Source organism: Streptomyces sp. NPDC006529, from assembly GCF_040611795.1.
GTDB lineage: Bacteria > Actinomycetota > Actinomycetes > Streptomycetales > Streptomycetaceae > Streptomyces.
The window spans coordinates 16497-28381 of sequence record NZ_JBEXPB010000036.1; the positions used below are offsets into that span (position 1 = coordinate 16497).

Here is an 11885-nt window from a genome sequence, read left to right on the forward strand (position 1 = left end):
CACATCCGTCTTCTCCGTTCTTCCGGCTACGCCCCGTCCCCTCCCGCACACCGCCGTGCGGGAACCGCGCCTCCTCCCCGATGCCCACCCCCCACGCAACCTCCCACACAGCACCACACCGGCCGTCCCCGGTCCGCCGGGGACGGCCCGCGAAAGGGAACACCGTGCACGCATCCAGACGTCGGCTCATATCCGTGGTGGCGATCTCCGTCACCCTGCTCGGCGGCACCGCCACCACCTCGATGGCCCTCGGCCGCCCGGCCGCGGCTCCGGCTCCGGTGGCTCCGGCCGCTCCGGCGGCGGGGACCGCCCCGGTCGAGAACCTCATCGTCGGATACAAGTCCTCCGCCTCGGAGGCCAGTTCGAACACGGCCGCCGCCGCCGACGCCACCGCCAAGGGCCACCAGAGCGGCAAGAAGGCGAAGTTCGAGCGCCGCCTCGGCACCGGCGCCGCCCTGGTCAACCTCGGCGGAGCCGTCGCCCCGGCCGAGGCGGCCGGCGTGATCGCCCAGTTCCGCGCCGACCCGGACGTCGCCTACGTCGAGCCGGACTCCCGCGCCTACGCCATGGCCACCCCGGACGACACCGAGTACGCCAAGCAGTGGGACCTCTTCGAGCCCACCGCGGGCATGAACGTCCCCGGTGCCTGGGCCAAGACCACCGGCTCCGGCGTCACCGTCGCCGTCATCGACACCGGCTACGTCGCCCACTCCGACGTGGCCCCGAACATCGTCGCCGGCTACGACTTCATCTCCAGCTCCAGCGCCGCCCGTGACGGCAACGGCCGCGACAACAACCCCGCCGACCAGGGCGACTGGAGCGCGGCCGAGGAGTGCGGCACCGGCTCCAAGGCCAGCGACTCGTCCTGGCACGGCACCCACGTGGCGGGCACCATCGCCGCGGCCACCAACAACGCCAAGGGCATCGCGGGCATCGCCTACGGCGCCAAGATCCAGCCCGTCCGGGTCCTCGGCAAGTGCGGCGGCGCCACCTCGGACATCGTCGACGCCATCACCTGGGCCTCCGGCGGCTCCGTCGCCGGCGTCCCGGCCAACGCGACCCCCGCCAAGGTCATCAACATGAGCCTGGGCGGCTCCGGCACCTGCGGCAGCAGCTACCAGAACGCCATCAACGCCGCCGTCGCGCGCGGCACCACCGTCGTCGTCGCCGCGGGCAACAGCAACGCGGACGCCGCCGGCTTCACTCCCGCCAGCTGCAGCAACGTGGTCTCCGTGGCCGCGACCAACCGGACCGGCGACCGCTCCTTCTACTCCAACTTCGGCTCGCTCATCGACGTCGCCGCCCCGGGCGGTGAGACCCGCCGCGCCACCGACACGCCCGGCACCGTCACCACCCCCGAGAACGGCATCCTGTCCTCGCTGAACGCGGGCACCACCACCCCCGGCGCCGAGATCTACAAGCCCTACCAGGGCACCAGCATGGCCGCCCCGCACGTCGCCGGGCTCGCCGCGCTCCTCGTCTCCGCCAAGTCCTCCCTCACCCCGGCCCAGGTCGAGGCGGCCATCAAGGCCAACGCCCGCCCGCTGGCCGGCACCTGCACCGGAGGCTGCGGCGCCGGTCTCGCGGACGCGGCCGCGACCGTGGCCGCGGTGACCTCCACCACCCCGGCCCCGGCCTACGCGAACACCACCGACGTCGCCATCCCGGACAACGGCGGCGCGGTCTCCTCCTCGATCACCGTCTCCGGCCGCAGCGGCAACGCCCCGGCCACGCTCAAGGTGTCCGTGGACATCAAGCACACCTACCGCGGTGACCTCGTCATCGACCTCGTCGGCCCCGGCGGCGCCGTGGTCAAGCGACTGCAGAGCTCGTCGAGCGACAGCGGCGACAACGTCCTCACCACCTACACCGTGGACGCGTCCGCACTGCCCGCCAACGGCACCTGGCAGCTGAAGGTCCAGGACGTCGCCGCCGCGGACACCGGCTACATCGACTCCTGGAGCCTCGGCTTCTGATCCGGCCCGACGGGCCCGGCCCGCACCACGGGCATCACGGGCACCGCCACAACCACCCGACCCGGTTGGCCCGAAACCATCGGCCCGCGTCATCGGCCCCGACTGACCACCCCGGCCTGACGCACCGATAGTACGGACCAAGCCGGCCCCCGGACCTGCTGATACACCGCGTATCGGCAGGTCCGCCGGGCTTTCCGGTCACCTGACTGATTTCTGCGTCACAATCCGGGTCCGTCCGGCGGCGGACCTCGTATTGTCGCGCTCACAGAAGCGGCACAGGAACTGGGGACCGAGAGGCTGGTGGCTGTGCGTGGCGGCGACGGGGAACGCTGACACGACCGTCGGACACGGTGAACTCATCGAGACGGTCGAGCGTGCGCTGACCGCGCACGGCCGCGCCGTCCTCACCGGACCGGCGGGTTCGGGCAAGACCGAAGTACTGCTCGCCGTCGCGGCGGCCGCCACCGGCCGCCGCGAACGCGTGCTCCGCCTCGCCCCGGAAGCCGCCGACCAGTGGATACCCGAGGCCAGCGCGGCCGCCCTCCTCGCCGGCGTCCCGCACAGCGCCCTGGAGCGCCTCGCCCCGCCGCAGCGCGCCGCCATCGCCCTGCTCCGCCGCGAGGCCGACGCCCCCGGCGCCGGGCGCGACCACGTCGCCCTGCGCCTCGCCGTCGTCGAGGTCCTGCGCACCCTCGCCGACCGCAGCCCCCTGCTCCTCGTGCTCGACAACGCCCAGTGGCTGGACGCCGAGACCACCGACCTGCTCCGGTTCGCCCTGCGCCTCACCCCCGCCGGCGTCCGGGTCCTGGTCGCCGAATGCGTCCAGGGCGGCGCCCCGGTGGCCGAAACCCTCTGCGGACCGGGCGCCCCCACGGTGCGGGTGCCGCCGCTCGGCGCCGACGAGGTCGCCGAACTCCTCGCCCGGCACGGCCTGCCCGCGCGCCTCGCCGGCCGGATCCACCAGGCCAGCGGCGGAAACCCGCGCCTCGCCCTCGCCTTCGGCCACTCCCTCGCCGAGGCCCGCGACGGCGCCGCCCACCACGCCGACACCCTTCCCCTGTCCGGACAGGCCCGCGAGGTGGCCCGGCGGCTGCTCGCCGAGGCCCCCGCCCGCGCCCACCGCACGCTGCTCCTCGCCGCCCTCGCGGCCCGCCCCACCGTCGCACTGCTGCGCCGGGCCGGACGCCCCGACGCGGAGGCCGAGCTGGCCGAAGCCGAACGGGCCGCGCTGGTGACCGTACGCGACGACGGCGCCGTCGAGTTCACCGCCGGCGCCCTGCCCACGGCCCTCGCCGCCGACGCGGGCTGGCCCGAACGGGCGGCAGGGCACGCCGCGCTGGCCGCCGCCGTCGACGACCCCGTCCAGGCCGTCCGGCACCGGGCCCTCGCCGTGGACACCCCCGACGAGGAGCTCGCGGCCGAGATCACCGAGGCCGCCGCGGCCAGCCGCCGCCGCGGCAGACGGGCCCTGGCCGCCGAACTCGGCCTGCTGGCCGCGGAACGCACCCCGCCCGGCCGCCCGGCCGCCGAACTGGCCCGCCTCGTCGGCGCCGCCGAGGACGCGGGCTGGGCCGGCCGCGCCGACCTCGCCCGCCGCGCAGCCCGCGCCGTCCTGGCCCGCGACGCCTCGCCCGCCGACCGGGTACGGGCCCGGCTCGCCGTGATCGACGCCGCCGGGCAGGCCCTCGCCGACCTCGACGAGACCTTCGCCCACGCTCGCGCCGACGCCGCCGCCGACCCCTCGCTGCAAGCCGCCGTACAGCTGCGGATCGCGTGGAAGCTCAACCTCAGCGACGGCGACCCCGTCCGCTCCCGCGCGGCCGCCGCGGAAGCCGGGGTGCTGGCGGCCACCGGCGGCGACCAGGTCGCCGAGGCCATGGCCCTGACCGTCCGGGCGCGCATGGGCCGGATCCTGGGCGACCCGGCCGCCGAGGACATCCTGGCCGAAGCCCTGCGGCTGCCCGCCCCCGAGGTGCCGCTCGGCATGCGCAACGCCCCGCAGTACCTCGCCGTGCGCCACGCCCTCTTCGACGACCGGCTCGCCGACGCCCACGAACAGCTCCTGGTCCTGCTGCCCGCCGTACGGCGCACCGGCTCCGCCGAGGACGTCTTCGAGGTCCTGCGCAGCCTCACCGAGGTCGAACTGCGCCGCGGCCGCTGCGCGGCGGGCCGGGACCACGCCCGCCGCGCCCTGGAACTGACCATCGAGGCGGGACTCTCGCCCGGCCCGGCCTGGTACGTCGCCGCCACCGCCGAGGCCACGGCCGGCAGCTTCGCGCGCGCCACCGGCTACGCCCGGCGCGGCATCCAGGCCTCCGAGGAGGAGCACGACCAGGTCTTCCTCTCGCGCAGCCTCTTCGCCCTCGGCCAGGTCGAACTGGCCACGGGGGAGACCGCGCGGGCCGTGGCCACCCTGCGCCGGGTCGCCGAACTGGAGGCCGCCCAGCAGGTCGTCGACCCCTCGGTGCTGCGCTGGCACGGGGAACTCGCCGAGGCGCTGGTGGCCGCCGACGCCCCCGAGGAGGCCGCCGACCTGGTCGGCTCCGTCCGTACGGTCGCCCTCGGCCTCGGCCGCGCCGGCGTGGTCGCCGCCCTCGACCGGGCCCGCGGCCTGGTGCTGTCGGCGCGCGGCGAGACCGATGCGGCCGTCGCCCTGCTGGAGGAGACCGCGGACCGGTTCGACGGCCTGGAACTGCCCCTGGAGCGCGGCCGGACCCTGCTCGCCCTCGCCCGGGTGGAGCGCAGGCGCCGCCGCCGCGCCCCGGCCCGCGCGGCCCTGCGCACGGCGGCCCAGATCTTCGCCCAGGCCGGCGCGAAGCCGTGGACGGACCTGGCCACGGAGGCTCCGGCCGGCCCGGCGGCCGGCCCGGACGGCGCGCCCGGTCATCCGGGCGCGGCGGCGCTCACCGAGGCGGAGACCCGGCTCGCGCTGCTCGTCGGCCAGGGGGCCAGCAACCAGGAGGCGGCGGACCGGCTCTTCGTGAGCGTGAAGACGGTGGAGGCGCGGCTGACCCGCATCTACCAGAAGCTCGACGTGCGCTCCCGCGCCCAGCTGGCCACCGCGCTGCGGGCCCGCTGAGCGCGTCCGCGAAAAGGGGGACGGTCCGGGCGCGGCGGGAGCACGAAATCGGATGGCCCCGCGAGGGCGGCCCGCTCTAGGGTGCGCGCATGACGATCATGCGTGCTCAGCACATAGACGAAGCGGTGTCCCTCACCACGGCGGCCCTGCGCGGTGTAGCGGACCGGGACTGGAGCGTCCCGGCCGCCGGACTGGACTGGAGCTGTTACGACACCGCCGTCCATGTGGCGGGCGACTTCACGGCCTACGCCGGTCAGCTGGCCGCCCGGGCGGCCGACGGGTGGGTGCCCTTCGAGATCACCGCCGATCCGGGGACCACGCCCGCGGGGGTGGTCCGGATCATCGAGGCGACCGGGGGCATCCTCTCCGCCGCCGTCGCCACCAGCCCCTCGGAGGCGCGTGCTTGGCACCCCTACGGCGCGGGCGGCGCCGACGCCTTCGCCGCCATGGGCGTCCTGGAGGCGCTCGTCCACACTCATGATGTCCTCGACGGCCTGGGGTCCGCGGGCTGGGAGCCGTCCGCGGAGCTGTGCGCGGCGGTCCTGGACCGGCTCTTCCCGCACGCGCCGCGCACGGCCGCGCCCTGGCCGACCCTGCTGTGGGCGACCGGGCGGGGCGACCTGCCGGGCCTGCCCCGCCTGGCGGCGTGGCGCTGGCACGCCGATCCGATCCGCACCGAGCGGCTCGTGCTGTGCGAGATCTCCCCGGTGACCGGCGCCGAGCTGAAGGGCGGGGGGACGGGCGGGTTCGCGTGGACCGAGGACGGGCCCTTCGAGGGCACCCGGTTCGCCGGCGGCATGGTGGCCCAGGCGAAGGAGGCGGGGACGTACCGGCCCGGCTGGGGTGCGTACGCGATCGTCCGCGCGGCCGACGGCCTCGCGGTGGGCGGCATCGGTTTCCACGCGGCCCCCGACGGCGACGGCAACGCGGAGATCGGCTACGACCTGGTGCCCTCGGCCCGGGGGAACGGCTACGCCACCGAGGCGGTACGGGCGCTGGCCGCCTGGGCCCTCGCGCAGCGCGGCCTGACCACGCTGCACGCCACGGTCGACGACGACAACCTCGCCTCGCACGCCGTCCTCGGCCGGGCGGGATTCACGCGCGCCGGTGCGGGCGAGGGACAGGTCCGCTACACCCGCACCGGCGTCTGACGCCGGGACCGGTCGCTGCCGACGGGGATCAGCCGTGACCGGCCGCACCGGCCGGGATCAGGAGCGTGCGAGGAGCACCGCGCCCGCGAGGACGACGCCGAGGACCACGGCCAGCGCGCCGAACGCGGGACGGTGGTCGCGCAGCACCGGCAGGAAGCGGTCGAGGGCGAAGCGGCCGGGGCCGGTGAGCGCGAGGGCCGCGGCGGCGGCCGTCAGCAGCAGTTCGTACTCGATGCCCGCGGGGGCGAAGAAGGATCCGGTGCCCTTGACCGCGATCGCGTTGATCATGGTGCCGACGATGGCGGCCGCGGCCAGCGGGGTGAGCAGACCGGCCGCGAGGCCGAGCCCGCCCAGGGTCTCCGAGAGGCCGGCCACGACCGCCATGGTGTTGCCCGCGGGGTAGCCGCTCGCGGTGAAGAACTTCCCGGTGCCGCTGATCCCGCCGCCGCCGAACCAGCCGAAAAGTTTCTGGGAGCCGTGGGCGGCCATGGTGAGACCGAGGACGAGGCGCAGGATGAGCAGGCCGCTGCCCGCGTAGGGGTGCGCGGGCGCGGCGGTGGTGGGGGAGCGGTCGGGGGCCTGCGTGGCGGTGGGGGTGGGGGTCATGGGGGGAGATCCTTCCGGGTGGGGACCGGCCGTAGAAGGGGTGGAGTCCTTCGAATTTGAACGAACTGGATCGACCCTAACCCTTGATTCAAATTGGAACAACCAGGCGTAAGCTGGTGGCATGGCTGAAACGAGATGGCTGGATGACGAAGAAATGCGCGCATGGGAGGGTTTTCTCGCCGCGTCCGCACTGGTGAACCGGCGCCTGGACCAGCAGCTGAAGGACGACTCCGGCCTCTCGCACGCGCAGTACGAGATCCTCGTCCGCCTCGCCGGCGCAGAGGACGGCGAGCTGCGGATGACCGAACTCGCCCACGGCCTGATCAACTCCAAGAGCGGGCTGACCTACCAGGTCAACCAGATGGAGAAGGCCGGGCTGGTCCGCCGCCGCAGCTGCCCCTCCGACGTGCGCGGGATCTACGCCGTCCTCACCGACGCGGGCCGCGCCCGCCTCGAAGCGGCGGCCCCCGGCCACGTCGCCGCGGTCCGCGAGGCCCTGATCGACGTCCTCACCCCGGAGCAGCGCACCGCCCTCGCCACGGGCCTCGGCGAAGTGGCCCGCCGCCTCCGCGAGGCCTGACGGCGACGCGGGCCGACGGGGCGACTGGGGCGTCCTCTTCCGCCCGCCCGGGCGAGAGTCAGGTCGCCTCGGGCGACTGCGGGACCAGCCCGCGCAGTTCGGCGAGGTCCAGGGCCATGACGGCGATGTCCGCGGTCCCGCCCGCGTGGACACACGACAGGATCCGGGACCCGGGGTTGATGCTCATGCCCTCCCGTACGGACGGACTGCGCACCCCCGTGGACCGGACCCCGTCCAGCGCCACCGGCTCACCGCGCGCCGGCACCCAGCGCACCTCGCCCGGACCGCCGCACACCCGGCCCATCCGCCAGCGCCCCTGACCGGCGGGCAGCCGGGCCATGCCGGGGATGCCGAGCGGGGCGGCGTCGGGCCCGGCCGCGGCGCGCCGCCGGAGCCGGCGCCGGACGAGCCAGCCGGCGCCGCCGGCCACGAGTAGCACGCATACGAACTCGATCACACGGCCCATTGAAACACATGCGTACGAGTCGGAAATCCCTTCCGGAACAAAGCGGTATTCCCCCTTATCGGCCCGCGTTCATCCCGCTAACGTCTCCCGCGTCCACATAAAGGGCCCGTACGCACGGGTCCGGCGAGGGGGATGAATGAACATCGGAATCCGGCGCTCCATCGCACTCGCGGGGGCGCTGGCCGTCCTTCCGCTCATGACGGTGTCCGCACGGGCGGAAACGCCCGGTCCGCTGTCCGCCGACGCGGTGGCGGCCATGTCACCGGAGCGGCAGGCGGAGGTGCTGGGGCCGCTGAGGCTGGCGGCCGACGCCGTGGCGCAGGTGGGCCGAGGGGCGCGCGCGGATGTGTACACCCAGGTCGAACTCGCACCCACCTATCGGTCGGTCAATGTTTATCTGACCGATGTCGCGCAAGGCCGCAATTTCCTTTCCGCGGTCCGCGCGGTGAATCCGAAGGCCGACACCCGTCTCCTTCACATCGTCCAGGGAAAGAAATCCGGAGTACAGCTGAAGAAGGAGATCAGGGAGATCGCCGACGCGGCCGCCCTCCCCTTCAAGGTCGCCCTCGCGGGCAGCACCCCGGACGGCGCAGTCATCGAGCTCGCCGTCGACGACCCGGCAACGGCCGCGAAGTACTTCGCGTCGCCCGCCGTCGCGCAGCGGCGCTCCGCGGCCGCGGCCACCCCCGTCCACCTCACCCAGGCACCCCCCTCCCGGCCCCTGACCCGGGAGAACGACAGCTCGCCCTTCTACGCCGGAGCGGCGCTCGGACCCAACATCGGCGGCAAGGCCCACTGCACGAGCGGCATCCCGGCGGTCAGCACCTGGGACGGGCGCCAGTGGCTGGTCACGGCGGGCCACTGCCACAACGTGAACGACTACGTCTACACGATGGGCGGCAACTACATCGGCCAGGTCAAGTACAAACTCCCCGCGGTCGACTCCGCGTTCATCGAGGCCCCCACCTACCGCTACACCTGGGACGGCCTCGACGCCATCGGCTACACCCGCTACCTGGGCGGCGTGCGCAACGTCGCCGTCGGCGACTTCACCTGCCAGCTCGGCTACAACACCAAGGTCTTCTGCAACATCAGGACGGTCTACGCGGGCAATGCCGCCTGGAACGTCAACGGTACGACCGTGAACGGCAGTTACGGCGTGCCCCACTACGGGGGCATCGTCGGCCGCGGCGGCGACAGCGGCGGCCCCGTCATCTCCATCAACGACCAGAACTCCCGCCAGCTGAACGGCATCGTCAGCTACGGGTACGGCTGCAACGCCTCCCAGGAGTGCAGCACCGGCCTGGCCTGGGTCGACGTGTGGTCCGTCTTCAACGCGTTCGCCATCAAGCTGAACCCCTCCTGACCCCTTCCAGACCCCTTCCAGCCCCCGAGCGGCGCCGGCGGCGCTGTTCAGCGCCCCAGCACGTCCCAGAGCCGTGGGTCCTCGAAACCGAGGGCCCACAGCCCGCTGCCCCGCACCCCGTGGCGGGCCAGCACGGCCAGGTGCGCCGCCGAACCCTTCGCGTCCTGGTACCAGACCTCGTGCTCCTCGCCCTCGTCGTCGGTGTAGTCGAAGTGGGGGGTGCCGGAGACCGGGTCGTACGTGTAGGGCGCGCCCACCGTCCGGCGCAGGGCCTCGGCCTCCCGGCTGGTCACGTGGCCCGCGCGGGTCCCCGAGCCCACGGTCCAGTTCCAGCCGTACGCGGGCAGCGCCACCTCCAGCTTCTCGCGCGGGACGACCCCGACGGCGTACCCGACGAACCGGTCGTACCACTCCAGCGAGGACAGCGGGCCCGGTTCGGCCAGCGCATTGTGCAGGTTGTAGCCCATGATCCGCAGCGTGTCCGCGACCTTTCCCAGGTGCGCGTAGTCGAAGGCGAGCCCCTCGCCGTCCACCCGCGGCACGACCGTCACGACGCAGGTCTTGCCCCGCGCGTGCAGCCGGGCGCAGAGCTCCTCGGTGAGCCGGTCGTACCCCTCGCGGACGCGCTCGACCAGCGCCGGGTCGGTGGTCTCCGCCATCCGCTCGTAGTCGAGGTCGAGACCGTCGTAGGACCGGCTCGTCACCACGTCCATCAGCGCGTCCACGTGCGTGGCGCGCTCGCGCGGATCCCCGAGCAACGCCGCCATGGCGGCCGGTCCCGGGGTCTCGACCACGGTCGGCACGACCTTGATCCCCTCGGCGTGCAGGCCGTCGATGATCCGTCGGTCACCCGCGCCCGCCTCGCCCGCGATGGTGCCGGCCGCCGAGGCCGTGTACCAGAAGGGGCTGACGGTGTGCAGTTGGCCGGCGTGGGCCAGGGCCGAGGCGTACCCGGCCTCGGTGTCCCAGTACGGCAGCCACGCGGACGTCGTACGGGCGCCCGCGCGTCCCGCATCGGCGGACGCACCGCCGGAGCCCGCCCCCGCACCCGCCGGCGCGGCGGGCGCACTCGCCGTGGTGAGCAGCACGGCGGCCAGCGCGGCGGCGCACCGCAGGGCCAGGGAGAGGGACACGGACGGGGGCCGGGCCGGGAAGCGTGCGGTCGTCATGGGGCGAACCTCGCCCGCCGCTTCCCCCGGGAGGGCCCCGGACGCGCCGTAAGGGGCCGAGCGCATGCGGATCGGCCACCCGTTCGGAGGAAGGGCCGCCCCGGGGGGAATGCGCGGCGGCGGCCGGGGGTTCGGATCATCATCGGCAACCCGGCCACCCGCACGCACTGGAGAAGTCCATGAAGATCGGCATCATCGGCGCAGGCAACATCGGCGGCAACCTGACGCGTCGTCTCACCGCCCTCGGCCACCAGGTGTCCGTGGCCAACTCGCGCGGCCCGCAGACCCTGACCGCGCTGGCCGAGGAGACCGGGGCCACCCCCGTCACCGTCGCCGAGGCGGCGCGCGGCGCGGAGGTCGTCGTCGTCACCATCCCCCTGAAGAACGTGCCGGACCTGCCGTCCGGCCTCTTCGACGGCGCGGCCGACGGCTTCGTCGTGATCGACACCGGCAACTACTACCCGCAGCAGCGCGACGGCCGGATCGACGCCATCGAGGACGGGGGCCTGACCGAGAGCCGCTGGACCGAGCGTCACCTCGGCCACCCGGTGGTCAAGGCCTTCAACGGCACCTACGCCGAAGACCTGCTGGCCCGGCCGCTGCCGGCGGGCGACCCCGGCCGCATCGCCCTGCCGGTCGCGGGTGACGACGAGGCGGCCAAGAAGACCGTCCGCGCCCTCATCGACGAACTCGGTTTCGACTCCGTCGACGCGGGTGGCCTCGACGACTCCTGGCGCCAGCAGCCCGAAACCCCCGTGTACGGGCTGCGCGCGGGCGTCGAGGCCGTGACCAAGGCCCTCGCCGAGGCCTCCCCGGTCCGCAAGGACAGCTTCAAGGGCTGAGGACGCACCTATCGGGCCTGGAGGTCGGCGACCGTCCCGGCCACCACTCCGAAGAGGTCGCCGATGGTGGCCAGGCTCGCGCTCTGGAGCACCGCGGCGGGCACGACGGTCCCGTCGGGCGCGCTCAGCGTACGCGTGGCGGTCGCCTCGGCGACCACGGCGGGCCGGTAGCCCAGGTTGAAGGCGCCCTGCGCGGTGAAGGTGACGCACATGTGCGTCATGAACCCGGCGAGCACCAGGTCCGGGCCCGCGCCCCGCTCCCGCAGGATCTGCTCCAGGTCCGTGGCGTGGAAGGCGTTCGGAACCGTCTTGACCACCACCGGTTCGCCGTCCCGGGGCGCGACCTCGGGGCTGATCGAACCGATCTCGGCGCGGATGTCGTACGGGCCGCCCTCGCCGCCGTCGTTGACGACGTGCACCACGTCGGACCCCGCGGCGCGGGCGGCCGCGAGCAGCCGCGCGCCCGCCGCCAGGGCGGCCTCGGCGCCCGCCAGTTCCATCACACCGGTGCGGTAGGTCTGCTGGAAGTCGATCAGGAGGACGGTCGTCCCGGCGCCGAGCCGGGGGAGCGCGGGGTCGAGGCCGATCAGTTCGCGCAGTGTGGCGGAGGTGGTCGTGCCGGTGGCGGTGACGGACATGGGAGAAGACCT

General features: G+C 74.4%; 10 protein-coding genes. 6 read left to right on the top strand and 4 right to left on the bottom strand.

Going from position 1 to position 11885, the window contains the following annotated elements; translation table 11 throughout:
• Positions 1–242 precede the first annotated feature (242 nt).
• The 3 genes from ABZY31_RS22880 (at position 243) to ABZY31_RS22890 (ending at position 6206) form a co-directional block, all read left to right on the top strand.
• Positions 243–1976, top strand: a complete 1734-nt coding sequence (locus ABZY31_RS22880) for a S8 family serine peptidase (RefSeq protein WP_356413231.1) — start codon at positions 243–245, stop codon at positions 1974–1976.
• Positions 1977–2286: 310 nt separating this feature from the next.
• Entirely contained in the window at positions 2287–5055 is a 2769-nt protein-coding gene (locus tag ABZY31_RS22885; protein WP_356413145.1) for a LuxR family transcriptional regulator, read from the top strand.
• A gap of 89 nt (positions 5056–5144) precedes the next feature.
• Positions 5145–6206: a GNAT family N-acetyltransferase gene (locus ABZY31_RS22890; protein ID WP_356413147.1), complete on the top strand. Its 1062-nt coding sequence runs from the start codon at positions 5145–5147 to the stop codon at positions 6204–6206.
• Positions 6207–6263: 57 nt separating this feature from the next.
• Here ABZY31_RS22890 and ABZY31_RS22895 read toward each other — a convergent pair whose 3' ends face one another.
• Positions 6264–6812 (bottom strand): DoxX family protein, encoded by a 549-nt coding sequence (locus tag ABZY31_RS22895; RefSeq protein ID WP_356413149.1) that lies wholly within the window; start codon positions 6810–6812, stop codon positions 6264–6266.
• A 121-nt stretch (positions 6813–6933) separates the two neighbouring features.
• On the opposite strand from ABZY31_RS22895, the gene ABZY31_RS22900 reads away from it, so the two are divergent.
• Positions 6934–7392, top strand: a complete 459-nt coding sequence (locus ABZY31_RS22900; RefSeq protein ID WP_356413151.1) for a MarR family transcriptional regulator — start codon at positions 6934–6936, stop codon at positions 7390–7392.
• A gap of 58 nt (positions 7393–7450) precedes the next feature.
• Here ABZY31_RS22900 and ABZY31_RS22905 read toward each other — a convergent pair whose 3' ends face one another.
• Positions 7451–7849, bottom strand: a complete 399-nt coding sequence (locus ABZY31_RS22905) for a hypothetical protein (protein ID WP_356413153.1) — start codon at positions 7847–7849, stop codon at positions 7451–7453.
• 145 nt (positions 7850–7994) lie between these two features.
• Here ABZY31_RS22905 and ABZY31_RS22910 point away from each other — a divergent pair, with 145 nt between their 5' ends.
• Positions 7995–9224, top strand: a complete 1230-nt coding sequence (locus ABZY31_RS22910; RefSeq protein WP_356413155.1) for a hypothetical protein — start codon at positions 7995–7997, stop codon at positions 9222–9224.
• A gap of 47 nt (positions 9225–9271) precedes the next feature.
• Here the strand turns inward: ABZY31_RS22910 and ABZY31_RS22915 are convergent, their stop codons facing one another.
• Positions 9272–10393 (bottom strand): glycosyl hydrolase family 18 protein, encoded by a 1122-nt coding sequence (locus ABZY31_RS22915; RefSeq protein ID WP_356413157.1) that lies wholly within the window; start codon positions 10391–10393, stop codon positions 9272–9274.
• 179 nt (positions 10394–10572) lie between these two features.
• Between ABZY31_RS22915 and ABZY31_RS22920 the strand changes: the two genes are divergently transcribed.
• On the top strand, positions 10573–11235 hold the full coding sequence (locus ABZY31_RS22920; protein ID WP_356413159.1) for an NAD(P)-binding domain-containing protein: 663 nt from the start codon (positions 10573–10575) through the stop codon (positions 11233–11235).
• Positions 11236–11243: 8 nt separating this feature from the next.
• On the opposite strand, the gene ABZY31_RS22925 is transcribed toward ABZY31_RS22920, so the two are convergent.
• Positions 11244–11873: an isochorismatase family protein gene (locus ABZY31_RS22925; protein WP_356413161.1), complete on the bottom strand. Its 630-nt coding sequence runs from the start codon at positions 11871–11873 to the stop codon at positions 11244–11246.
• Between the last annotated feature and the right edge of the window lie 12 nt (positions 11874–11885).